Below are 23,786 nucleotides of genomic sequence, written 5' to 3'. Positions count from 1 at the left end.
ATTAGTTCTTTTTTAGTTGATTAAAACAATTGGTTACTTCTTCCAAATCATCAAAATGACTTCGAATTCCATTAATTTCCTGATAATTTTCGTGTCCTTTTCCTGCAATTAAAATAATATCTCCTTGTGAAGATATTGTACAAGCAGTTTTGATAGCTTGTTTTCTATCCAAAATGGAAAGTGTTTTTTTGTAATTTTCAGCAGCAACTCCAGCTTCCATTTCATCAATAATTGTTTGTGGATTTTCGCTTCTTGGATTGTCTGCAGTAAAAATTACTTGCGAACTTAATTGTGAAGCAATGTGTGCCATTTTGGGTCTTTTTGCAGCATCTCTATCTCCTCCACAACCAACAACAGTAATCACTTTTTCGTTTCCAGTTCTGATATCATTGATGGTTTCCAACACATTTTTTAAAGCATCTGGAGTGTGCGCATAATCAACAATTGCAATTACTTGGTTCTCAGAAACTACATATTGAAAACGACCACTTACGCTTTCTAATTGACTCAAAATCGTCAAAATTTCCATTTTTTCTAGTCCCAATAATTCAGCTGTTCCTGCGATTGCCAACAAATTATAGACGTTAAATTCGCCAATCAATTTTGTCCAAACTTCAGTCCCATTAATAGTAATCAACGTTCCTGAAAATTGTTTTTCTAGTATTTTTGCTTTAAAATCAGCAGTTGTTTTTAATGCATAGGTTTTTTTTATTGCCTTCGTATTTTGTAACATGACCAATCCATTTTTATCATCAGCATTTGTCAATACAAAGGCATTTGATGGTAAATTGTCAAAAAATGATTTTTTCACATCTCTATATGCTGCAAATGTTTTGTGATAATCCAAATGATCATGAGAAAGATTTGAAAAAATGCCACCAGCAAAGGTCAAACCTTCTGTTCTTTTTTGATGAATTCCATGCGAACTCACTTCCATAAAACAAAAATCAACTCCTTTATCAATCATCATATCCAAATAATAATTGATGGTTAATGAATCTGGTGTGGTATGTGTTGCTTTGAATTCAGTTTCATCAACCAGAATTTTTACGGTTGAAATCAACCCAACTTTATAGCCTGCTTTTTTAAATAATTGATATAAAAGTGATGCAATGGTTGTTTTTCCATTGGTTCCTGTAACGCCAACCAAGGAAAGCTTTGAAGATGGGTTTTCGTAAAAATTCGCAGCCATGATTGCCAAAGCAACTTGAGAATCTGCGACTTTTATATAAGTAATAGTATCTTTTTTTTCTGATGGAAAATCTTCGCAAATTATAGTAATTGCACCCAAAGAAATGGCTTTGTCAATATACAAATGACCATCCACTGAAACACCTTTTATAGCAATGAAGACATCATTTTTTGATACATTTCTTGAATCAAAAACCAGCTGATTTATAGACAAATCAGTCACTCCAAAAACTTCTTGGATGGCAACTTTATATAATATGTCTCTCACATTTTTCAACTACAGTAATTTTAAAATGATGGTACTTTCTTTTGCTGATTTATCTTCTTTTGAAAAAGATTGATTTTTCACTTTCCCAATTCCAGAAACTTTTACTTTATATCCTTTGTTTTCTAACAATGAAACTGCATCCATTCCTGACATACCAATGACATTTGGAACTGAATCTTGCTCTTTTTGAAGTAATTTTTCATAATTCTTAAAATCATTCTCTATAGAAGCAAATTTTACTGAATCATCCACAGATTGAAAATCAATGGGTGTGGAAGTATATATTTTTTGAGCTATTTCTTTAAAAATTGGTGCAGCAACCGTTGATCCATAATATCCTTTTCGTTTTTCTGGATCATGAACAATGACAATACAAGTATATTTTGGATTATCCGCAGGAAAAAATCCTACAAATGACGCTACATAACGTTCGCTTGAATACTGACCAGGAATTTTTTCTCCATTTTCATTTATGTGGGCTGAAACGTATTTTTTTGCGGTTCCTGTTTTTCCAGCCATGGAAAAATTGGGCGAATAAATATTTGTTGCAGTTCCTTTGAAAACAACATTTTCCATCACTTTTCTGACTTTTTTCAGTGTTTCATCAGAGGCAATTTTTGGATTCACAATTTCAGTCGTAAACTTTTTAACTGTTTTATCTTGTCTTCGCAATTCCTTTACAAAACGAGGCTTTACCATCACTCCATTATTTGCAACAGCATTGTAAAACATCAATGTTTGCATGGGTGTTACCGAAATTCCATAACCCCAAGACATCCATTCTAATGATATTTTATTCCAACGATTTTTATCTTTTGGATTTGGAATATAAGGCATTCCTTCCCCTTTTATTTGAAAACCAATAGGTTTTGTAAAACCAAATTGTTCGATTTTCTCATAAAATTTCTCTGGAGTATTGTCATAATGCTGTCTGATGAGTTTCACAATTCCAACATTTGAAGAAACTTCAAAAACTCTTGCTGCAGAGATTTTTCCATAACCCCCTTTTCTAGAATCTTCCACCTTTGAACCATGAATAAACATAATTCCACCATCAGTATCAACTACAGTTGATGTATCAATTGCTTTGTCTTCCAATGCCACCATCAAACTTGCTAATTTGAACGTTGAACCAGGTTCATGACTTTCCCAAATAGCATAATTCCGTTTTTCAAAATACGTGCCTTCGTCAGATCTTCCTAAATTTGAAATGGCCTTAATTTCGCCAGTTTTAGTTTCCATAACCACTGCACAACCATGTTCTGCATTGAAATATTCCAATTGACGCAACAACGCATGATGCGTAATATCTTGAATATTCACATCAATTGTTGTGATGATATCATGACCATCAATTGGCTCTTTTTCGTTGACATCCGAAATTGGTTTCCATTGATTTTTAGCAATTTTTTGTTTCCAACGCAAGCCATTTTCCCCTTGCATATAATCTGCAAATGCACCTTCAATGCCTGATTCACCTCTGAAATCGTCATAACCAATAGTTCTTTCTGCAATTTTTCCAATGGGATGTGCACGAACTGTTTTGTGCTCAGCAATAAAACCACCTTTATAAACTCCTAGTTTGAAAATTGGAAATTCCTTCATTTTCAAATAATCAGTATAACCCACATTTCTAGCCAATAACAAATAGCGATTATTGGTTTTTTTGGCAGATTTCAATTTTGATAAATAATATGAGGAAGGTTTTCCTAGCATTTTTGAAAGCTCATTTGCCAAGGCAACAACATTTTCACTAAAATCTTTGTCATCAACTGCAACAACATCCATTCTTATAGTAAATTTTGACATAGAAGTTGCCAATAAATTTCCGTCAGCAGCATACACATTTCCTTTATTGGCATACACTGTATCTTGTCTTATCGTCAATTCAGTGGCTAAAGATTTGTATTTTTTTGCTTGAAAATACTGTATATCAATAAGTTGAATAATGATCGCAATAAAAAAAACAGTCATAAAAGCCCCTACAATAAGGACCTTCTGTATGATATTTTTTTTCTGAGTTGCCAATGGTTTTATTTTTTAACTGTTATTTTTATTTTTTTTGGAGGAGTTTCTGAAGGCTTTAAACCAATTTTTATCGCTTTTTCCCTGATTGTTGATTCCATTTTTGTTCGCATTAAAATGGTTCCTATATCAATATGTTCTGCCCTTAATTCTCGTTTCTTTTTATTGAGTTCAGAAATTTTAATTCCTTTTTTATCAATACTATGTGCACTTGAAATCATAATTAATAACAACACAACCACAAAAATGATGATGCGCCAATTTTTGAAAGAAGACTCATCTGTCAAAAAACTTCCACGTAGAAAATCGTAAATATTTTTTCTTTTGGTTTCCATGTTTTACTTTTTCAAGGTTGCAATTCTCAATTTCGCACTTCTTGCTCTATTATTTTGCTTGATCTCAGCGAATGAAGGAACAATTAATTTTCCCACTTTTTTCAATGGCTCATTAGTGTTTCCAAAAATATCTTTTTCCAATTCTCCTGTAAACAAGCCTGTACTTATAAATCTTTTGACCAATCTATCCTCTAAAGAATGATAAGAAATGATGCTTAAACGTCCGTTTTCATTCAGTAAATTAGGAGTCTGAATCAATAATTCTTTCAATGCCTCCAATTCTTCATTCACTTCAATTCGAAAAGCTTGATAGATTTGCGCCAATATTTTATGTTCTTTTGCTTTTGGCAAATACTTTTCCAGCACTTTTTTTAATTGAAAACTGGTATCAATTTTTTCCTTTTGACGCTCTTCTACAATGGTTTTTGCGATGCTTTTCGCATTTCTCAATTCGCCATACAAAAACAATATTTCAGAAAGTTTCTCTTCAGGATATTTATTGATGATATGTTTTGCAGATATTTTCGATTTCTGATTCATTCTCATGTCCAATTCACCATCAAAACGAGTTGAAAAACCTCTTGACGCTTCATCAAATTGATGAGATGAGACTCCTAAATCTGCCAAAATTCCATCTACTTTTTTAATACCATAAAATCGTAAATAGCGCGAAATGAATCTGAAATTTTCTGCAATCAATACAAAACGCTCATCATCAATCTTGTTTTGCAACGCATCTGCATCTTGATCAAAAGCAACTAATTTTCCGTTTACACCCAATTGATTCAAAATCTCTCTAGAATGTCCACCTCCACCAAAAGTAAGATCTACATAAATGCCGTCTTTTTTGATAGCTAAAGCATTGACGCTTTCGTGCAATAAAACTGGATTATGATAACTCATCTGAAATTGTATTTCCCATTACTTCCTCAGCCAAATCAGCAAAATTATTTGCAGCTTCATCAATGGCTTTTTCATAGTTATTTTTATCCCAAATCTCAATTATATTAATTGAAGACGCCATTACCACATCTTTCTTAATATTGGCAAAATCACACAATTCTTTCGGAATCAAAATTCGACCTGTAGCATCCATTTCTACAACTTTAACGCCTGCAGTAAATCTTCGGATGAAATCGTTATTTTTTTTCACAAATCGATTCAATTTGCTGATTTTTTCCATCATCAAATTCCATTCATTCATCGTGTACAATTCCAAACAAGGCTGAAAAACAGCTCTTTTGATTACAAAACCATCTTCAGAAAACGGCATTAATTGCTTTTTGAAAGCGGATGAAATCATCACTCTTCCTTTAGCTTCTGCCTTGCATTCATATGTTCCTGTAAAATGTATCACGTAAAAAAATAATTTAACATCAAAAATAGATAAATTTTACCACTTTTTACCACTTTTTACCACATTGTTAATAAATAATTAAAATACCCTTTATTTTGGGGTATTTTTACCTTGTTAAAAACCTTGATTAGTGAAATGCAAAAAGACTTTCTATGTAATAAAAAAAACCTACATTTGCGAAAAGTGAAACCAAACTAAACTCAATGACTGACAAGTTAAAAACTGAAGGAAAGTTTACATATGCAGAAGCTGGAGAGGGACCTGCAATCATTGTTTTACACGGATTAATGGGTGCTTTAAGTAATTTTGAAGCTACTTTTAATTATTTTTCAAACAGTGGTTATAAGGTTTTGATACCTGAATTACCTTTATACTCTCTTCCGCTTTTAAAGACGAATGTGAAAAATTTAGCACTGTTTTTAAAAGATTTTATGGCTCACAAAAAAATTGACAAAGCCATTCTTTTAGGAAACTCTTTAGGTGGTCACATTGCACTTTATTTTACCAAACATTACAAAGGAAAAGTAACCGCTTTAGTGCTTACAGGAAGTTCTGGTTTGTATGAAAAAGCAATGGGTGACAGTTTTCCTAAAAGAGGAAACTATGAATATATTGAGCAAAAAGCAAGAGCTGTTTTCTACAATCCTGAGGTTGCTACCAAAGAAATGGTTGATGGTGTTTATGCAATTGTAAACAACAGAAATACCGTTTTAAAAACCTTAGCAATTGCAAAAAGTGCTATTCGTCACAACATGGCCAATGATTTGCCTGAAATGAAACAGCCAACTTGCATTATTTGGGGAAAACAAGATGCCGTTACTCCACCTGAAGTTGCCATTGATTTTCAAAAATTATTACCTGATGCCGAATTATTTTGGATTGACGAATGTGGTCATGCTGCCATGATGGAAAAACCTGAAGAATTCAATACGTTTCTCCATGATTGGCTAAAAGTTAAAAACATATAATTACTTTTTTGTAATAAAAAAAGTAACCTAAAACTTCCCGTTTTGAAAATAAAATCTGCTGAATTTGTGATGAGCAACAGCAATGTCATCAATGCTCCTAAAGAACGAATTCCCGAATACGCTTTTATTGGGCGTTCCAATGTTGGGAAATCTTCTTTGATAAACATGCTTATGGAGCGTAAAGACTTGGCAAAAACATCAGGAAAACCAGGGAAAACGCAATTAATCAATCATTTTAAAATCAATGATGAATGGTTTTTGGTAGATTTACCAGGCTATGGTTATGCGCAAACTTCCAAGAAAAAGCGGACTATTTTTCAATATTTTATTGAAAATTACTTTAGAGAAAGAGAGCAATTGGTTTGTACTTTTGTCTTGATTGATTCCAGACATGATCCTCAAAAAATCGACTTGGAATTCATGCAATTTCTAGGAGAAATTCAAGTGCCTTTTTGCATTGTTTTTACAAAATCGGACAAGTTAAGTAGCACCAAACTTGACAAGCAACTTACTTCCTATAAAAAAGAATTACTGAATACTTGGGAACCTTTGCCAACTTCGTTTATAACTTCTTCTGAAACTGGATTGGGCAGAAAAGAATTTCTAGATTTTATTGACAGTATCAATAAAAACATGGAAAAAGAGTCAAAATAAGCGAAAATGCATTCTACCAAAGATAACCTTTCAGTGCTTTTTGAAGACAATCACATCATCATTGTCAATAAAAGAGCTGGAGATATTACTCAAGGTGACAAAACGGGTGATATTCCTTTGAGTGAAGTTGTCAAAACATATTTGAAAGACAAATATCAGAAAGAAGGCAATGTTTTTTTGGGTGTGGTGCATCGTTTGGATAGACCAACATCTGGCGTGATTATTTTTGCAAAAACATCCAAATCTTTAGAGCGATTGAACAAAATGTTGCGCGATAAAAAAATCAAAAAAACCTATTGGGCAATTGTCAAAAATCATCCTGAAAAAGAGAAAGACTCCTTAGTTCATTATTTGAAAAAAAATCCCACTAACAATAAAGCAGCCGTTTACAATAAAGAAGTGGAAGGTTCAAAAAAAGCCATTTTACATTATCAATTATTGAAAAAATTAGACAATTATTCTTTGTTGGAAATTGATTTGGAAACTGGCAGACATCATCAAATTCGTTCGCAGTTAGCTGCCATTGGATTTCCTATCAAAGGCGATTTAAAATATGGTTTTCCAAGATCTAATAAAGACGCAAGTATTCATTTGCATGCACGAAAAATTGAATTTGAACATCCTGTTTCCAAAGAATTGATTTCATTGATTGCACCAACTCCAACTGATGCAATTTGGAATGAATGCAACTAATCTGTATCTTTAGAATCATTTTTTAAAGATTATGAAGGCATTAAAATATTTTTCAGTGTTGATTTTACCAGTCGTAGTTTGGATTTCATTTACCAATTATGGATGGATGACACATTTACCAGCTATTGTTTTTTTTGGATTTGTTCCTCTTTTGGAGTTTTTTATCAGCCCAAATAGCAATAATTTCAGCAAAGAAGAAGAGGAAATTGAAAAAGAAAACAAACTGTATACCTATCTTTTATATCTAACATTACCCATACAAATTGTTTTTTTATGGCTGTTTTTCAACGCAGTTCAAGAGCCATTAACTACGTCTGAATTGGTTGGAAGAATTTTTGGAATGGGCATCATGTGTGGTGTTTTAGGCATTAATGTTGGGCATGAATTGGGGCATAGAAACAATCGTTTTGACGAATTTATTGGTGAAATTTTATTATTAACATCACTCAATACTCACTTTTTACCCTATCACAATGGAGGTCATCATTACAATGTTGCCACTCCTGAAGATGCTGCAACTGCAAGAAAAAACGAACTTTTATATACTTTTTGGATTCGCTCTCATTTTTCAAGTTATGCACAAGCATGGAAACTGGAAAACAACAGAATGCGTCAAGAAAATCGTCATTGGTTGCATCCACAAAACAGAATGGTAATTTATACGATTTGCAATCTCATTTTCCTGAGTTTGATTTTCATTTTCTTCGGAAAATTTGTCTTGCTATACTTTATTGCTGCTGCAGTATCAGGAATTATTTTGTTAGAAACCGTGAATTATATTGAACATTATGGTTTATTGAGAACCAAAAATGAACATGGCAGGTATGAAAAGGTAAAAAGAAATCATTCTTGGAATTCTGATCATCAAATTGGACAACTATTATTATTCAATTTATCTCGTCATTCAGACCATCATTACAATGGCAGCAAACATTATCAATTGTTGAAAAGTTTGCCCGAAAGTCCACAAATGCCAACAGGTTATCCTGGGATGATGTTGTTGTCCATTTTTCCACCATTGTGGTTTTGGGTGATGAATAAACGAATTAGCCAATAGCTATTAGCAATTAGCAATTAGAAAAAATATTGAATAAAAAATAAAATAAAGGATGAATCAAGAAAAAACAGTATCTGAAGCAATTCTTTTCAGACGCTCTGTGAGAGTTTATGACGCAGAAAAACCGATAGATAAAAACATAGTTAGGAAATGTTTAGAACAAGCTAGTTTAGCCCCAAATAGCAGTAATATGCAATTGTGGGAGTTTTATCACATCACTTCCAAAGATATTATTGCCCAAATTGCGCCTTTCTGTTTCAATCAAAATGCCGCTAGAACCGCACAACAACTGGTCGTTTTTGTAACTCGAAAAGATTTATGGAAACAACGTGCAAAAGCAAATTTGGAATTTTTAGACAAAAATTTTGGTGCAAACAAACCAAAATCCGAACAAAGCAACAGAGAAAAAGTCGCTCGAAATTATTACGGAAAGCTCATTCCATTTACCTATGCTGATTTTTTAGGGATTTTTGGTTTTTTGAAATACATTCTTTTTATGATTGTAGGATTTTTCAGACCTATTTACAGAGAAGTTCGCAACAGTGATATGAGAATTGTAGCTCACAAAACCTGTGGTTTGGCAGCACAAACATTCATGCTTTCCATGGCTGCTGAGGGTTATGACACTTGTCCAATGGAAGGTTCAGATACTTGGCGTGTGAAAAATGTGTTGGGTTTGCCTTTTGGCGCAGAAATAAACATGATTGTTTCTTGTGGCATTAGAAAACCAGAAGGTGTGTATGGTGAACGTTTTCGAATTCCGTTTGAAGAAGTTTATAAAGAGGTGTGATTTTTTTTGGTTTTTCATAAATAAAAAAAGTTTATTGAAATAAATTTCAATAAACTTTTCAAAACGTCATATACGATAGGGGGATGACGACTATTTGATGAACTATTTTTGGCTATTAATCCTTTTTTAAAAAATAGCTCTCATTCCTAAATTAAATGATTGCCCAAGACCAGTATCGTTTCCACGAACAAAATTGCTATATAAAACCTCTACATTCAACACATTGGTTAATTGATATTTTGACCCAAAACCCAATGCTGTAAAATTTCTTGAGAAATTATTACTAACTTTTATCAATTGAGAATGTTGAGCGAAAGTTAAAAGTGTAAATTTTGACGTTGGAAAATAAGATAAAAACATGCCTGGTGTCAACTCAAGACTATTGTTGGCATATCCTTTTGCTTGATCCCCTAAAAATAAACGTGTATTTAGTTCAGAAAAAAATTGAAATTTATCTCCTTTAAAGGTATAATCATAAAAAAAACGATTTTGCCAAATAAAACTTTTCTCTGATAAAAAAACGCCTTGATTTGATTCTTCTTTAAAAAGAGGAATAAAAAAGGAACTTTGCATAGAAAATCTTGGTAATGCTGAAAATGGTGCGATTTTTATAGAGGGTGCAAAATGAGACAATCCTGTTCTTGATTCACCTGTTTTATTTTTAAAAGAAAAAACACTGGTAGCGCTATTTCCACCAATTGAATTCGAACGGAATTCTAAAATAACCCCTAAATTAACTTTCCTATTATCTGATGCCCCACTAAACACCTCTAAACTTGTGGTAAAAAAATTTGATCTTGGTATATCTCTAGTGATTCCATTGCTCTCTTCTTGGGTTTGGGTATATAAATTATTAAACCATTTGATGTCCCATTTTCCTTTTTCCAACAATTTTGATGGAGTATAGGTTTGAATGTTTGAGGTTTCAATGTCATCTTGAGCAATTAAAAAAGAAAAATTGAATAGCAATAAAGCAAAAAATAGGTTGAATACTGTTGTTTTCATTGTATGAATAGTTGTTCTTAAGTGGTTTGTGATATCATTTTAGTTCGTTTAAAGACCAATCATAATTGTAATAGGATAGTCTGTATTTTTCGTCTATTGGACTCGATAAATAGGCATTTAAAAAAGTAATTAAAGAGGAATTTTTAGTAATAAAATCATCTTTGTACCATTCAAATATTTGCGATACACTTATTTTTTTTGATGAAGTATTTATTTTTATAAAAGATGGATTATTAATTGCAGCTTTAGTTTGCTCGTTTAATTGATTCTCCAATTTTTCGGGCACATAAGCAAAATTTGTGATTGGTGGACAGCCATTTGCTCCACAAACCAACACAAAATGGATTCGAGCATCGTTGTATTTTGCACGAAGCATTTTATTTTCTAAGTCATTTAATGTCAATTTCATCCCTGCAATTTCGTGTTGATTTTTATCAAAAACCCCTGAAATATCTAAAGGAGATTTTACGGGATATTTTTCAACAATACTTTTAATCATTATCAAATTATAGGCATTTATAAAAAATGCTTTTTTTGATTCTTCGTTTTCATTCGTTAAATCGGTTGTTGCTATTTGTTGAATTAAAATCTCTAATTCAGTTTTGTTTTTTTGAATAACACTATAAGCAACTTTATGATGATCAACATGCTGTTTTAAAAAAACTGCTGTTTTTGCAAAAAAATCAGACAATCCTTGTGCATTTGAAAAATTGAACATCAGTAAAGTTAAAATTAAAGCAAGGTTTTTCATTTATAATATGTTTTATTCTTTTACTTTTAATTTAGGCGCAATAAATTAAAAATCATTACAAAATATTTTTAAAAAAATGCCTTTTTTACATATCATCAAAAAAAATATTTCTCTTGGACCATAATTTCAAATATATTTGTAATTAATACATCAACACATTTATCATCATAAATTTTAGGTTGTTTTGAAAAATATTCTTTTTGTAATTGCTATTTTTTTATCCGTTCCTTTTTTTAGTCAATCAGCTAAAGTTGGTTCCATAGATTGGAAAGGAGTGGAAAGAATGAATATAAATTTCATGATTGATTTTATTGAAACGAAAGTCAATCAACCATTAGATAGCATCAAACTTAACAATGATGTGTATGCATTAACTAGATTGAATGGAATTTCAAACGTAACCTATACTGTTGCTAAAAAAGATACTTTTTTTACAGTTACATTTCAAATTATAGAAAACTGGAGTTTGTTACCTAATGTATCTTTATGGACTTCTGCAGAAGCCTCTGCTGCCTATAGAATAGGTCTTTTTGATTATAATTTTTTGGGGAAAAACAATACAATTGGGGCATATTATCAAAATAATGCGGTTTCTTCATTTGGATTTTTCTATGCAGCTCCTTTTTTATTTTCAACAAATTTGGGTCTAGAGGCAAGTTTTCAAAAACAATCAAGTATTGAACCCTTATTTATCAATACTCAACCCGCTCGTTATGAATATACAAACACTGGGATTGAATTATTAGCCGCTTATAGGATTGATTTTCAGAACGCTATACGATTTGGTGTCAATGTTTTTTCAGAAAAATACCAATATTTATCTGGTGCAACTGCCAATGGAGTTCCTCAATTTTTAGAACTTACTAAAACAATGCTTAAGTCTAATTATACTTATGATAACCTAAAGTATGATTTTTATTTGATAAGCGGAATTAGAAACAATTTTTTTGCGCAATATGTTTTTAGTTCCAATAATTTTCAAGACAATTTTAAAATAGCTTGGAATGATTTTTCCTATTTTAAAAGGCTTGGAAATTCTGGAAATTGGGCAACTAGAGTGCGATTTGGATTGTCATCAAATGAAAACACTCCATTTGCTCCGTTTGCTCTAGATAATAACGTAAACATTCGTGGTGTAGGAAATTTGATTGATAGAGGCACAGGCATGTTTGTGATAAATACCGAGTTTAGAAATACCTTGATTGAAAAAAATTGGTTTGTTTTGCAGGGAAACACTTTTATGGATGCTGGCAGTTGGCGATTACCCGGAGGTAATTTTAATGATTTTATTGATAAAAATAACGTCCGTTTTTTTGCAGGTGTTGGTTTGCGATTTATCCATAAAACAATATTTAATGCCACTTTTAGAATAGATTACGGCTTTGGATTGACTGAAAGAAGTCAAGGATTGGTTTTTGGAATTGGGCAGTATTTTTAAAATTATTCTTTGGTAAAATCGTTTTTAATTTACAATAAATTCACAATTATTTTTACCCTATCTTGAGGTTTATAATAGCCAGAATATCATCTTCCTCTTACTGAATCTGGCTGAATATTCGCAGAATACACATCATGATTACTGGAATTTACTGCTTGCGGATTTTTTTCAATTGATGCTTTTAAAAACAATTTAAATTGATTTTTCAGATTGAATCTTCTGTAAATCAATTGCTTTTAGAATATTTTCAATACTTTGACTGCAATATATTTCTAAAAAAATGTCTCTAACTACAAATTTGCAATTAGAGACTCTTGATATTTTCTCAATATTTTTTATGGAACTGTATGAGATATTTTAAAATAAACTACAACACTTTTTGAAACCTTGTAGTATAGAAATTACCCAACAATATTCACAATTTTGCCAGGAACAATAATCACGTTTTTGGGCGTTTTTCCTTCCAATTGTACTATTGTTTTTTCATTGCTCATCACTGCTTTTTCGATTTCTTCTTTTGATAAATCAAGAGAAAGTTCAATCGTGAAACGCATTTTTCCATTGAATGAAATTGGATAGATTTTAGTGCTTTCTACCAAATATTTTGGTTCGAATTTTGGAAATTCAGCTGTTGAAATGGAATTTGTGTGTCCTAATTTGCTCCATAATTCTTCTGTGATATGAGGAGCATAAGGTGAAAGCAAAATCAATAAAGGCTCTAAAATTGAACGTTTATTGCATTGCAAAGCAGTCAACTCGTTTACTGCAATCATAAATGTAGAAACAGACGTATTGAACGAAAAATTCTCAATATCTTCTTCCACTTTTTTGATGGTTTTGTGTAGTGTTTTTAATTCTTCTGATGTTGGATTTTCATCAGAAACCTCAAATTGATCTCCGTTAAAATACAATTTCCAAAGTTTCTTCAGAAAAGAATACACACCCGAAATTCCTGAGGTTTTCCATGGTTTTGTTTGTTCTAAAGGCCCTAAAAACATTTCAAATAATCGCAAAGCATCTGCACCATATTCTGCTACAATATCATCAGGATTTACGACATTGTATTTGGATTTGGACATTTTTTCTACTTCTCTACCAACAGTATATGAATGATTATTCTCTGTCCACCCTAATTGGTTTGATAAAAATATTCCATTTTCAAAATCTTTCCTCCATTCTTTAAATCTATGAACATCAAGTTCTTCTGAAGAATTAACTAAAGAAACATCTGCGTGAATATTTTGAATTTCAGAGAAATTTATATTAATTTTTTCTAATATTTTATTTTCAAGAGCTAGAACCTCTATTAATGTAGATTCAATTTCATCTTTTAAATATTCTTTATCAGAATTGATATTACTTAAGATATCTTCGTCTATATTTTTTTCAATTGATAATTCATTAAACTTTTTAATTTCTTTATATGTAGCCTCAGAAATAAAAATCTCTTTATTTTCAGTAGTCTTGTCATCTAAAATACATTCAATTATCAATCTGTAAACAAAAGCACTTGTCCCCAAAATCATTCCTTGATTTATCAATTTTTTTGCAAATTCATCCACAGGAACAAAACCTCTATCAAACAAGAATTTTTGCCAAAAACGCGCATACAATAAATGACCTGTTGCGTGTTCTGAACCTCCAATGTATAAATCCACTTCTTTCCAATAATTCAGTGCTTCTTTACTTGCAAATTCTGTTGGATTTTTGGCATCCATATATCTGTTAAAATACCAAGAACTTCCAGCCCAACCTGGCATGGTGTTTAATTCTAATGGAAAAACAGTAGCATTATCAATTTTTGAATTATCCACAATCGAGTTTGTTTTTGTACACCAAGCCCAAACTTCAGCATTTCCTAAAGGCGGTTTTCCATCTTCCGTTGGCAAATATTTTTCAACTTCTGGCAATACAATTGGCAAGTATTTTTCGTCAATCATTTGCGGCATTCCGTCTTTGTAATACACAGGAAAAGGTTCTCCCCAATAACGTTGTCTGCTAAAAACGGCATCTCGCAAACGATAATTGACTTTTCCATAACCAAATCCGTTTTCTTCTAAAACTTCAATGGCTTTTTGCAATGCTTTTTTATACGACAAACCAGATAAAAAATCGGAATTTGCAATCACAGTTCCTTCTTTATCTGCATGAGCAGCTTCAGAAATATCTACATTTTCAAAGATATTTGGAATCTCAATTCCGAATTGTTTTGCAAAATCATAATCACGTTGATCTCCACAAGGAACAGCCATTACAGCTCCTGTCCCATAACCAGCCAACACATAATCACCAATCCAAATTGGGATTGGTTTTTTGGTAAATGGATGTTCAGCATAGGCTCCTGTAAAAACTCCTGAAATGGTTTTTACATCCGCCATTCTCTCACGTTCAGAGCGTTTTGCTGTTGCTTCAATATAGTTTTCAACAGCTGCTTTTTGTTCGTCAGTTGTAATTTTTGAAACTAATTCATGTTCAGGAGCTAACGTCATAAAACTAACTCCAAAAATGGTATCAGGTCTTGTGGTAAAAACTTCTATAGTTTTTGGTTGATGGTTGATGGTTGTTGGTTCAATTACTTTGAAAGAAACCATTGCTCCTTGAGAACGTCCAATCCAATTTGTTTGTGAATCTTTTAACGGTTGAGGCCAATCAATGGTTGATAAACCATCTAACAAACGTTGTGCGTATGCAGAAATTCGCATAGACCATTGTGTCATTTTTTTTCTGATCACAGGATGTCCTCCTCTTTCTGAAACACCGTTTATAATTTCGTCATTTGCCAAAACTGTACCCAAAGCTGGACACCAATTTACTTCAGTATCTGACAAAAAAGTCAAGCGATATTGCAATAAAACAGCTTGTTTTTTTGAATCTGAAAATTGATGCCATTCTTCCGCAGAAAATGGAAGAATGTTTTCATCACAAACAGCATTTATGTTAGCATTTCCTTGTTTTTCAAACAAGGAAATTAAGGTTGAAATATCTTCAGCTTTGTTGGAATCTTTGTTGTACCAAGAATTGAATAATTGAATAAAAATCCATTGTGTCCATTTGTAATACTCAGGATTTGAAGTTCTTACCTCTCTATCCCAATCAAATGAAAACCCAATTTTATCTAGCTGTTTTCTATACGTTTTGATATTTTCTTCAGTCGTTTGTGCAGGATGTTGACCAGTTTGAATCGCATATTGTTCCGCAGGCAAACCAAAAGAATCATAGCCTTGAGGATGCAACACATTGAACCCTTTATGACGTTTGTAACGTGCATAAATATCACTGGCAATATAGCCTAAAGGATGCCCAACATGCAATCCTGCTCCTGAAGGATAAGGAAACATGTCCAACACATAATATTTTGGTAAATGAGAAGAATTACTGGCTTTGAAAGTTTGATTTTCAGCCCAAAACTCTTGCCATTTTTTTTCTATTTCTTGGTGATTGTATTGCATCATCTTTACTTTTAAAGGACGCAAATTTACGTTTATTCTTCTTTTACTGAAAATGTAAGGTCTCTAAAATACAAAAAGGTCTTCAAAATATTTTTAAAGACCTTTTTTGAGAATTATTAGAATTCTATAAACAAGATTTGTAATTCGAACCTTTTTTATAAAGTACACTGTTTAGTTCACCATTTTCATAAAATTTTACAATTGAATTGTTGCAAGAAAACGCAACTTCATAAGTTTTTACGTTGCCAAAATTCAAATCAATGGTTAGTAAATTTCCAGTAATTGTATAATCGAAAGCTCCAGGAATTGGAGTTTCAGAAAAAACGTTACTTGAACCATAATACGTAAATTGTTTTCCATCCTTAAACGTATGCATTACTCTATCTTCATAACCTTTCAAAAGCCATTCACTTCCTTCTAGCAAAGCTACTTTTTGTTGGATTGAAAGTTCTGTTGGAAGTTCATTTGAGTTTTCACAATTGGTAAAAGTTAATGTGCTGATTAACGTAAATAATACTAAAAATTTGTTTCTACTGTTTTTCATAATGTTTGGTTTTAGTGTGGTTTAAATTATTTGACACAAAGAAACTGTAATCCAATGTTGTATTCAAAAAAAATTATCCAAGAGTGAAAATATAGCGTTAAAGAGGAAAAAATTGATTTTAATAAAAATCCATTTTTAAAAACTAGCACTACTTGTAACTGCATTTCTATCTATCTTTTTTACCAAACCTTGTAGCACATTTCCAGGACCAACTTCTATAAATTCAGAGGCACCATCAGCAATCATTTGCTGCACAGATTGTGTCCATTTTACAGGAGCAGTCAACTGAATCATCAGATTTTTTTTGATTTCAGCAGGATTTGTAACTGCATTTGCAGTCACATTTTGATACACAGGACATGAAGGAATTGAAAAATGCGTTGCTTCAATGGCAGCAGCCAATTCTTCTCTTGCAGGTTCCATCATTGGTGAGTGAAATGCACCTCCAACTGGCAATAATAATGCTCTTTTTGCACCATTTTCTTTGAGTGCTTCACACGCTTTTTCAACTGCGGATGTTTCTCCAGAAATCACTAATTGTCCTGGGCAATTGTAATTTGCAGCCACTACAACTCCATCAATGGTAGCACAAATTTCTTCCACAATAGCATCTTCTAAACCCAATACAGCAGCCATTGTAGAAGGTGTAATTTCACAGGCTTTTTGCATGGCTAATGCACGTTTTGAAACTAAGGTTAAACCGTCTTCAAAAGTTAAAACGCCATTGGCAACTAGTGCAGAGATTTCTCCTAATGAATGTCCAGCTACCATTTCTGGCTGAAAAGAATCGCCCAAAACTTTGGCTAAAATCACTGAATGTAAAAAAATAGCAGGCTGCGTAACTTTGGTTTCTTTCAATTGCTCTGCAGTTCCAGTAAACATGATATCTGTGATTGAGAACCCTAAAATGCTATTCGCTTTTTCAAAATAGTCTTTTGCAATGGCAGATTTTTCGTATAAATCCAAACCCATTCCTGTAAATTGTGCTCCTTGACCTGGAAAAATATATGCTTTCATTTGTTGTTTTTTGAATTGTTTGCGTGGCAAAAATAAGGATTTTTATGAGATTGAATTCGGGTTGTAATTTCCTAATAAAAATTGGTATTTTTGATTACAAAACTTCAATCACACCTTTAAATAAGTCAATCATTTTTGGTTCAGCTTCACCAGCAATTGCAATTATTTCAGCGATATTTACGGGTTGTAGATTTTTTGGATCACATTCGTCTGTCAATACTGAAATGGCTGCACAAGGTAAATTCAATTGTTTGGCAACAATTACCTCAGGAACTGTGCTCATTCCAACAGCATCTGCCTCTAAAATTTGCAACATTCTGTATTCTGCTTTGGTTTCCAATTGAGGTCCTAAAACACTTGCATATATTCCTTCATGCAACAAAATGTTACTTTGTTTAGCAATTTCTTTTATTTTTTGATTGATATTTTTTGAATATGGTTCCAATAAATCCACAAAAATATTCCCAAAAGAATTGGCTCCTTTGAATGCCAAAGGCGAACTTCCTTGCAAATTGATATGGTCTTCAATCAACATCAAATCGCCTTTTTTATAGGTTAAGTTGATGGCTCCAGCTGCATTTGAAATCAGTAAATTTTTGATTCCCAAACCATGCATTGTTCTGATTCCATAAGTAACTTCCCAAGGAGAATAGCCTTCGTATAAATGAAATCTGCCTGACATGACCACCACTTTTTTTCCTGACAATGTTCCATAAATTAGTTTTCCTGAATGAAATTCGACAGTTGCCACTGGAAAATTTGGAATTTCAGCATAGCTAATTTCTTTTTCGATGTCAATTTCGTTGACAAGTTTTCCTAATCCTGTCCCTAAAACAATTCCAACTGTTGGATTTGAAAATCCGTTAGCTTTTAAAAAATCGATGGTTTCTTGGAGTTGTTGTTTTTTCATGTTTTAGAATAATTAATAAAATTTTAAAACCTGTGAGGTTAGTTTCAAAATTAGTCAAAAAAATGTTGAAATGCAGGATGAAATTCAATGTCTTCAAAAACATCCACATCATTCAATTCTTCCAATAAAAATACTTTTTTATCTGTCAAATCTTCCAAAGTTTCTTTGAGTACAGAAGCTGTTCCCCATTTTTTATGATGAAATATCGGTTTGTGAATTGATTTCATTCCCAATAAATAATAACCTCCGTCTTTTGCAGGTCCCAAAACAACGTCGTTTGCATTTAAATTTTCAAAGGCATTTTCAATAATTTCTGGTGTAATATCATACAAATCACTACCAATAATGACCACTTTTTCATATCCATTTTCAAAAGATTGTTCAAAAGCATGTTGCATTTTCATTCCTAAATCTCCTTCTAGTTGAAGGTGTTTTTGAAATATTTCTGGATTCCATTGATCATTCTCGGTTATTTTTTCTGAGTAAAAAACGGCTTTTTCAGCTATCACTTTTTGAGCAACTTCCTGTGTTTTTTTCAATAAAAATCGATAAATTTCTAAAGCAGTTTCATCACCAACTGTTTTTGCCAAACGCGTTTTTACTTTGCCTAATTCAGGATTTCTGGTGAAGATTAAAAGTAGTTTATTGTTTTTCACGTTGTTCTGCCTCTAGCCATTGTGAATATGTAAGTACTTGACTGCCTTTTTCTGGACTATATTTTCCTGGTAATGTTCCAATAAACTCTAAATAATGTCCATCAGGATCCGTAAAATAAATAGCAATTGCAGGAATATTTGCAAAAACCATAGGTTGTTGAGAACCATCATTTAGAAAGTTCCAAAAATTTAAATTATTTGATTTTAAGAATTTTATGGAGTCATTTAAAATCCAATCCCAATCACATTCAAAAGCAAAATGTCTAATGTCAATTTCTTCTTTTGGTCTTTCCCACAAACCTAACATTGCTTGTTGCGGTTTGCCAATCCAAAATAATGCTGCTCTTCTTTCTTCTTCAAACAAATACATTTCTAACTTTAAAACGTTTGCGTAAAAATCGATAGAACGCTCTAAATTCTCGACAAATAAATGCGTTTCAAAAAGTCCTTTAATCATATATTTTCTTGCCTTTTTTGAGCCATTTTCCCCAACTTTTGTTGAAAGCATGCACTTTTTCTGTTGGTTTTCCTAAAGTATCTACGACTTGAAAATCATTGTTTTTCCATTCGAAAATTCCTCCATATAAATTAAATACATTTGTATAACCAGCCTGAATTAGTTGATGCGCAATGGTTTCTGAACGAATTCCCAAAGAACAATACACCACAATTTTTGTGTTTTTATCTTTGGGAAGTTTTGATAGGGTATTATTTACATCAAACTTGTTATAGCCAACGCAAATAGCCTCTTTTAAGTGACTTACGTTGTATTCTTCGGGTTCCCTTGCATCTAACAAAACTACTTTTGATTTTGGCAATGCTAAGGTTTCAACTGAAATATAAGGAACATTTCTTTTATTCCATTTTTCAAGTAGATTATCTAATTTTTTTTGACCAAAAGTAGCTGAACTAACTATTAAAAAAAGTATCAGTATTTTTTTCATTTTTTTTATTTTAAAGCTGAATTCCAAATCCTTGTAAACCACTTTCAATCGCTGGTAAAATTTCTGTATTATCCCAAATTCCTGTAATAATTGTTCTTGAATATTCTTCAGGAAGTAAACCATTTTGCATCAATTTGCTTGTTAATTTGAAGTTATAATCCAACGTTTTGTGAGTAAAGTTAAAACTATTATTTGAATCTTCTAAAATGGCATACCAAACAGAAGGACTTCCATCATTTGCAGGCATTCCAATAACTCCAGGATTTAACCAAAGTTGTTCTTTTTCTTGATGATGAAAAGGCAAACCACAATGTCCTGCAATAATTACATCACTTTTTGTAACCTCAAAATTGGGTTTTTTAACTTCCCAATCTGTAGATTTAAAAATAAATTCTGATACATTAAAATACGAACCATGAACAACTGTTACTTTTTTGTCAGCATAATTAAAAGTAATATTATTTGGGATTGTTTTTAAAAATTCTAACGAATTTTCTGATAATTTACTTTGTGCAAAAGGATACCAAAGTTGGGAAAACCCATCACACCTAGAACCTTCTCTAAAATCGCAACCACAATCATCTGAATTTTCTCTTAATTGAATTTCCACATTCCCAACAATACTTTTAGCTCCCCATAATTTAAAGAGTTGCACAGTTTCTTCAGGTTGTGCACAATAACCCAATATATCTCCAGTGCAAATACAATTATCTCGTGCAATATTCTCTTTTTCTGCAATTTGCTTTAAAGCTTGTAAAGCTTGTAAATTGCTATAAACACCTCCAAAAAGAAGTGTTTTTCCTGATATTTTACCTAAATTTTCTATTTTTTGATCCATTTTGGAATAAAATATAAAATGATACAACTTAAAATTCCCCAAATATTTACCCAAAGTAAATCTGCATATTTTCCGTTTGTAAAAATGAGTGACTTTGGAAAAATATCAAATACTAAAAGTATTCCAAAAACCAAACCGCAAATTACTGATAGATAAAAACTAATTTTTGGTACTCTTACATTCCAGAATATAAAAATGGGTGTTAAACCAATGACCATTGTTCCAGAAATTGTTGTTGCTGATAAAATTTCAGTATTTAAAAAAACAGGAATTGTTCCTAAAATCGCCAAAATAATCATTGAGATTCTTCCAAAAGAAACTGTTTTTTTAATGTTCAAATCTATAGCTAATAATTTTGAAAATGATGAAAAAGTAGAATCTAATGTAGAAGCTGCTGATGTTATCATTATAAAATTAATGACTAATAAAATTACAATTCCGAAAGCTTTACCAACCTCAACTGCAGCTTGTCCTTGCATTCCTTTTGTTTGTGCGTAAACTCCGATCAAACTAAATAAAACAATACAAATTGCACCTAAAAAACTTGCCCACAAAAAACTTTTACGAGTTACTTTTGGAGAAGAAATAAAGCCTCTGTCTGTTAAAACAGGATCGTGAAATGGATAACTAAAAGATTGAATAATAGCCGCAAAAAAGAGATTTAAACCGAATTCAAAACTCCAAGTTCCTGATGAAATTATTTGTTCTGATGAAAAATCATCTGTAGAAAAAATAGTTCCTAAAATGATGATTAATAATACAGAAAATAATACCATTTGAATTACATCAGTAAAAATAGAACTACTCAACCCGCCTTTTAAAGCATATCCTAAAGTTAAAATTGTAAATAAAATTATTGACCAATAATAAGAAGAACTTCCTATTTCTCCAAAATAACTTCCAATAACCATGGTATTACTCCAAACCTCGTTAAACAAACGAAAAGCTATCAAAATAGAAAAAATAGCCATTGCTTTTTTACCAAATTTAGAAATCAAAAATTCGTGAATACTTTTAAAATTTCCTTTGGTTCTTAATTGATAAATAATAATACCTGCAACAGCAAAAGACAAATAATAACCAGCATACGCAACACCACCAACCAAACCAAAATCGAGTCCTAAATTTGCGGCGTTTGTAATACTTTTTGCAAAAATCCAAGAAATAATTAAGCTTCCTGTTAATACGAAAGTATTAGGGGCCTTTTTCTTGTTTACAGCTTTAAAAAACTGATCTGTGGTTTTTGCTAAAGGAGATATAAAAAATAGTATTAAACTTGATACTATAATTAATCCCCATTGAAAAGCCCATCCCAACCTTCCCAAAGGGAAGGAGTTCTCACTCATGAAAAGAAAAAAGGATGTTAGCATTTTTTATTTTAAAAATTTTATTTCATAATAATTTCAGCATTTGTTCCCTTTCATTTGGAAAAGGTTAGGGAAATGCTTACTTATTCCACCAAACTTTAGCATCTAAACTATTTCCATTAGTTGCACTTGCTGCAACAGCATAATTAACTTGATTTAAAGTTGCTTCTTCAGCAGGATAAGGCATTCTAACAGGAATTAAGCCATTGTTTAAACTTGCTGATACACTTTTTAAAGCAGGAAAACCTGTTCTTCTAAATTCAATCCAACCTTCGTAACCATTTATAATAGAAGCAATCCATTTTTGAGTGATAATTTGTTCTAAAGGTGTTTTGCCAACAGCATTAAAATTTGCATTTCCTGATAAATAATTCGCAGGCAAATTAGTGTTCCAATATTCGAATGCTTGAGTAACACCTAAATTGTATAATGATTCAGCACTTGTTGTGATGAGTCCTTTTTGTGCAGCTTCTGCTAGTAAAAAACTGGTTTCCCAAGCTGTGATAAAATTAGCATCTAAAGTAGAAGTATCTTCTCTAAAAGCTGTTCCTGCTAGAGAATAATCTGATAAAACTATGGATGTTGTTGATGAATTAATTCCGTTTATTAAACCATTAAATTCGTTTGTATTAGAGTTTGCAAAAGGTCTGAAAAATGTACCAATTCTAGCATCATTTAAACCGATTAAAACTTCTTCCATAGTTTCAGAAAGCACAAAATTATTAAAATCGCCCACTCTTAATTGAGCCAATCTAAAACTGTTTGGTTCTGAATTTGTAAAATCGAAAACTGCATTTTCATTATTATTTTTAATGTAATTTCCAGCATTAAAAATAGTTTGCAATTGATTTGAAACATCAACTTTACCAGAAATTCGTATTAAATATTTAATTTTTAATGAGTTTGCAAATTTTATCCAAGCTTGTAAATCGCCTTCAAATAAAATATCACCTTGTAAAGGAATTGAGCTTGAATAACTATTAATTGCTGCGATTCCTTTATCTAAATTATCTAAAATTCCATTCTCTTTTTGGTAGATGTCTTCTTGTAAATCATACTTTGGAGTTGCTATTCCATTCACGCCATTGAATGCTTCAAAATAAGGAACATCACCAAACAAATCTGTTAAACCAGCAGCCATATATGCTTTTAAAATTAAGGCAGGACCTTGATAAATTTCAAAAGCAGGAGTTTCTATACTTTGTTTTATAATGATTTCATTATCACGTAAATTGGTGTAAAAAATAGCCCAAGGATTTCCTCCCAATTGTGGACTTTTTAAATCGTGTCTATCAAATAAATTAAAATCTAAAGCAGTTCTGTGTTGGGCTAATAAATCTCCAGCAACAAAACCTTCGTAACTCATTTGTTCGCCAAAATCATAAATAACTTGTCTTAATAACAAACTAGGTTGCACAGCAACTGGCGCATTTGGATTGGTATTTATTTCTTCAAAATCTTTGGTGCAACTGATAGTTATAAAAATTAAAGCTGCGAATATGTATATAATTTTTTTCATTGTAAATTTC

The 23,786-nt window shown here is 31.8% G+C and carries 24 protein-coding genes; 6 read left to right on the top strand and 18 right to left on the bottom strand.

The annotated features are described in order from the left end of the window. Nucleotide 1 precedes the first annotated feature (1 nt). Genes IU405_RS10165 through mraZ form a run of 5 tightly spaced genes read right to left on the bottom strand, consistent with a single transcriptional unit; the run spans nt 2 to nt 5,176 of the window. Nucleotides 2–1,468, bottom strand: a complete 1,467-nt coding sequence (locus tag IU405_RS10165) for a UDP-N-acetylmuramoyl-L-alanyl-D-glutamate--2,6-diaminopimelate ligase (RefSeq protein ID WP_197438499.1) — start codon at nt 1,466–1,468, stop codon at nt 2–4. Continuing rightward, on the bottom strand, nt 1,469–3,433 hold the full coding sequence (locus IU405_RS10160; protein ID WP_197438698.1) for a penicillin-binding protein: 1,965 nt from the start codon (nt 3,431–3,433) through the stop codon (nt 1,469–1,471). A 59-nt stretch (nt 3,434–3,492) separates the two neighbouring features. Beyond that, nucleotides 3,493–3,819, bottom strand: a complete 327-nt coding sequence (locus IU405_RS10155) for an FtsL-like putative cell division protein (RefSeq protein WP_197438498.1) — start codon at nt 3,817–3,819, stop codon at nt 3,493–3,495. Between the two features lie 3 nt (nt 3,820–3,822). Further along, nucleotides 3,823–4,722, bottom strand: a complete 900-nt coding sequence (gene rsmH / locus IU405_RS10150; protein ID WP_197438497.1) for a 16S rRNA (cytosine(1402)-N(4))-methyltransferase RsmH — start codon at nt 4,720–4,722, stop codon at nt 3,823–3,825. Next, complete coding sequence (mraZ, locus tag IU405_RS10145) at nt 4,709–5,176, bottom strand: division/cell wall cluster transcriptional repressor MraZ (RefSeq protein ID WP_197438496.1); 468 nt, start codon at nt 5,174–5,176, stop codon at nt 4,709–4,711. Before mraZ ends, rsmH begins: the two co-directional genes overlap by 14 nt. A gap of 203 nt (nt 5,177–5,379) precedes the next feature. On the opposite strand from mraZ, the gene IU405_RS10140 reads away from it, so the two are divergent. The 5 genes from IU405_RS10140 to IU405_RS10120 are packed head-to-tail and all read left to right on the top strand — an operon-like array spanning nt 5,380 to nt 9,338. Next, nucleotides 5,380–6,144, top strand: coding sequence for an alpha/beta fold hydrolase (locus IU405_RS10140; protein WP_197438495.1), 765 nt, complete (start codon nt 5,380–5,382; stop codon nt 6,142–6,144). Between the two features lie 42 nt (nt 6,145–6,186). Then, nucleotides 6,187–6,798, top strand: coding sequence for a ribosome biogenesis GTP-binding protein YihA/YsxC (gene yihA / locus IU405_RS10135; RefSeq protein WP_197438494.1), 612 nt, complete (start codon nt 6,187–6,189; stop codon nt 6,796–6,798). A 6-nt stretch (nt 6,799–6,804) separates the two neighbouring features. After that, nucleotides 6,805–7,491, top strand: coding sequence for an RluA family pseudouridine synthase (locus tag IU405_RS10130; protein ID WP_197438493.1), 687 nt, complete (start codon nt 6,805–6,807; stop codon nt 7,489–7,491). A gap of 31 nt (nt 7,492–7,522) precedes the next feature. Next, a complete protein-coding gene (locus tag IU405_RS10125; RefSeq protein WP_197438492.1) occupies nt 7,523–8,548 on the top strand; it encodes an alkane 1-monooxygenase in 1,026 nt (341 codons plus the stop codon). A gap of 52 nt (nt 8,549–8,600) precedes the next feature. After that, entirely contained in the window at nt 8,601–9,338 is a 738-nt protein-coding gene (locus tag IU405_RS10120; protein ID WP_197438491.1) for a nitroreductase family protein, read from the top strand. Between the two features lie 126 nt (nt 9,339–9,464). Here the strand turns inward: IU405_RS10120 and IU405_RS10115 are convergent, their stop codons facing one another. Both IU405_RS10115 and IU405_RS10110 read right to left on the bottom strand, forming a co-directional pair. Next, a complete protein-coding gene (locus tag IU405_RS10115) occupies nt 9,465–10,343 on the bottom strand; it encodes a hypothetical protein (protein WP_197438490.1) in 879 nt (292 codons plus the stop codon). 34 nt (nt 10,344–10,377) lie between these two features. After that, nucleotides 10,378–11,094, bottom strand: coding sequence for a DUF547 domain-containing protein (locus tag IU405_RS10110; RefSeq protein WP_231749669.1), 717 nt, complete (start codon nt 11,092–11,094; stop codon nt 10,378–10,380). Nucleotides 11,095–11,278: 184 nt separating this feature from the next. Here IU405_RS10110 and IU405_RS10105 point away from each other — a divergent pair, with 184 nt between their 5' ends. Further along, the gene (locus tag IU405_RS10105) at nt 11,279–12,532 is read left to right on the top strand and encodes an outer membrane protein assembly factor (protein ID WP_197438489.1); all 1,254 of its coding nucleotides are present in this window, start codon (nt 11,279–11,281) and stop codon (nt 12,530–12,532) included. Between the two features lie 86 nt (nt 12,533–12,618). Here IU405_RS10105 and IU405_RS10100 read toward each other — a convergent pair whose 3' ends face one another. The 11 genes from IU405_RS10100 to IU405_RS10050 all read right to left on the bottom strand — a co-directional run bounded on the left by IU405_RS10100 (nt 12,619) and on the right by IU405_RS10050 (nt 23,776). Beyond that, entirely contained in the window at nt 12,619–12,762 is a 144-nt protein-coding gene (locus IU405_RS10100) for a hypothetical protein (RefSeq protein WP_197438488.1), read from the bottom strand. A gap of 171 nt (nt 12,763–12,933) precedes the next feature. Continuing rightward, a complete protein-coding gene (locus tag IU405_RS10095; RefSeq protein ID WP_197438487.1) occupies nt 12,934–15,981 on the bottom strand; it encodes a leucine--tRNA ligase in 3,048 nt (1,015 codons plus the stop codon). Nucleotides 15,982–16,105: 124 nt separating this feature from the next. Further along, nucleotides 16,106–16,525 (bottom strand): hypothetical protein, encoded by a 420-nt coding sequence (locus IU405_RS10090; RefSeq protein WP_197438486.1) that lies wholly within the window; start codon nt 16,523–16,525, stop codon nt 16,106–16,108. A gap of 135 nt (nt 16,526–16,660) precedes the next feature. Next, the gene (gene fabD, locus IU405_RS10085; protein ID WP_197438485.1) at nt 16,661–17,542 is read right to left on the bottom strand and encodes an ACP S-malonyltransferase; all 882 of its coding nucleotides are present in this window, start codon (nt 17,540–17,542) and stop codon (nt 16,661–16,663) included. Between the two features lie 94 nt (nt 17,543–17,636). After that, nucleotides 17,637–18,452 carry a purine-nucleoside phosphorylase gene (locus tag IU405_RS10080; RefSeq protein ID WP_197438484.1) on the bottom strand — a complete coding sequence of 272 codons (816 nt, stop codon included), beginning with the start codon at nt 18,450–18,452 and terminating at the stop codon, nt 17,637–17,639. Between the two features lie 50 nt (nt 18,453–18,502). Continuing rightward, on the bottom strand, nt 18,503–19,108 hold the full coding sequence (locus tag IU405_RS10075; protein ID WP_197438483.1) for a TIGR04282 family arsenosugar biosynthesis glycosyltransferase: 606 nt from the start codon (nt 19,106–19,108) through the stop codon (nt 18,503–18,505). Further along, nucleotides 19,095–19,565: a VOC family protein gene (locus IU405_RS10070; protein WP_197438482.1), complete on the bottom strand. Its 471-nt coding sequence runs from the start codon at nt 19,563–19,565 to the stop codon at nt 19,095–19,097. Before IU405_RS10070 ends, IU405_RS10075 begins: the two co-directional genes overlap by 14 nt. Next, nucleotides 19,558–20,052 (bottom strand): rhodanese-like domain-containing protein, encoded by a 495-nt coding sequence (locus IU405_RS10065; protein ID WP_197438481.1) that lies wholly within the window; start codon nt 20,050–20,052, stop codon nt 19,558–19,560. The genes IU405_RS10070 and IU405_RS10065 overlap by 8 nt, the downstream gene beginning before the upstream one ends. Nucleotides 20,053–20,062: 10 nt before the next feature. Continuing rightward, nucleotides 20,063–20,890, bottom strand: a complete 828-nt coding sequence (locus IU405_RS10060) for a metallophosphoesterase family protein (RefSeq protein ID WP_197438480.1) — start codon at nt 20,888–20,890, stop codon at nt 20,063–20,065. Continuing rightward, complete coding sequence (locus tag IU405_RS10055) at nt 20,875–22,236, bottom strand: sodium:solute symporter family transporter (protein ID WP_197438479.1); 1,362 nt, start codon at nt 22,234–22,236, stop codon at nt 20,875–20,877. Before IU405_RS10055 ends, IU405_RS10060 begins: the two co-directional genes overlap by 16 nt. Nucleotides 22,237–22,336: 100 nt before the next feature. After that, nucleotides 22,337–23,776: a SusD/RagB family nutrient-binding outer membrane lipoprotein gene (locus tag IU405_RS10050; protein WP_197438478.1), complete on the bottom strand. Its 1,440-nt coding sequence runs from the start codon at nt 23,774–23,776 to the stop codon at nt 22,337–22,339. Nucleotides 23,777–23,786 lie beyond the last annotated feature (10 nt).

The organism is Polaribacter sp. BAL334, from assembly GCF_015767435.1.
Lineage (GTDB): Bacteria > Bacteroidota > Bacteroidia > Flavobacteriales > Flavobacteriaceae > Polaribacter.
This window is presented reverse-complemented; position numbering and strand designations above follow the sequence as displayed.

Coding starts and splice junctions, on each gene's coding strand:
- IU405_RS10160 (WP_197438698.1), bottom strand. CDS start 3,433: ATGACTGTTTTTTTTATTGCGATCATTATTCAACTTATTGATATACAG.
- IU405_RS10155 (WP_197438498.1), bottom strand. CDS start 3,819: ATGGAAACCAAAAGAAAAAATATTTACGATTTTCTACGTGGAAGTTTT.
- rsmH (WP_197438497.1), bottom strand. CDS start 4,722: ATGAGTTATCATAATCCAGTTTTATTGCACGAAAGCGTCAATGCTTTA.
- IU405_RS10140 (WP_197438495.1), top strand. CDS start 5,380: ATGACTGACAAGTTAAAAACTGAAGGAAAGTTTACATATGCAGAAGCT.
- IU405_RS10130 (WP_197438493.1), top strand. CDS start 6,805: ATGCATTCTACCAAAGATAACCTTTCAGTGCTTTTTGAAGACAATCAC.
- IU405_RS10125 (WP_197438492.1), top strand. CDS start 7,523: ATGAAGGCATTAAAATATTTTTCAGTGTTGATTTTACCAGTCGTAGTT.
- IU405_RS10120 (WP_197438491.1), top strand. CDS start 8,601: ATGAATCAAGAAAAAACAGTATCTGAAGCAATTCTTTTCAGACGCTCT.
- IU405_RS10115 (WP_197438490.1), bottom strand. CDS start 10,343: ATGAAAACAACAGTATTCAACCTATTTTTTGCTTTATTGCTATTCAAT.
- IU405_RS10110 (WP_231749669.1), bottom strand. CDS start 11,094: ATGAAAAACCTTGCTTTAATTTTAACTTTACTGATGTTCAATTTTTCA.
- IU405_RS10095 (WP_197438487.1), bottom strand. CDS start 15,981: ATGCAATACAATCACCAAGAAATAGAAAAAAAATGGCAAGAGTTTTGG.
- IU405_RS10090 (WP_197438486.1), bottom strand. CDS start 16,525: ATGAAAAACAGTAGAAACAAATTTTTAGTATTATTTACGTTAATCAGC.
- fabD (WP_197438485.1), bottom strand. CDS start 17,542: ATGAAAGCATATATTTTTCCAGGTCAAGGAGCACAATTTACAGGAATG.
- IU405_RS10080 (WP_197438484.1), bottom strand. CDS start 18,452: ATGAAAAAACAACAACTCCAAGAAACCATCGATTTTTTAAAAGCTAAC.
- IU405_RS10070 (WP_197438482.1), bottom strand. CDS start 19,565: ATGATTAAAGGACTTTTTGAAACGCATTTATTTGTCGAGAATTTAGAG.
- IU405_RS10065 (WP_197438481.1), bottom strand. CDS start 20,052: ATGAAAAAAATACTGATACTTTTTTTAATAGTTAGTTCAGCTACTTTT.
- IU405_RS10060 (WP_197438480.1), bottom strand. CDS start 20,890: ATGGATCAAAAAATAGAAAATTTAGGTAAAATATCAGGAAAAACACTT.
- IU405_RS10055 (WP_197438479.1), bottom strand. CDS start 22,236: ATGAGTGAGAACTCCTTCCCTTTGGGAAGGTTGGGATGGGCTTTTCAA.
- IU405_RS10050 (WP_197438478.1), bottom strand. CDS start 23,776: ATGAAAAAAATTATATACATATTCGCAGCTTTAATTTTTATAACTATC.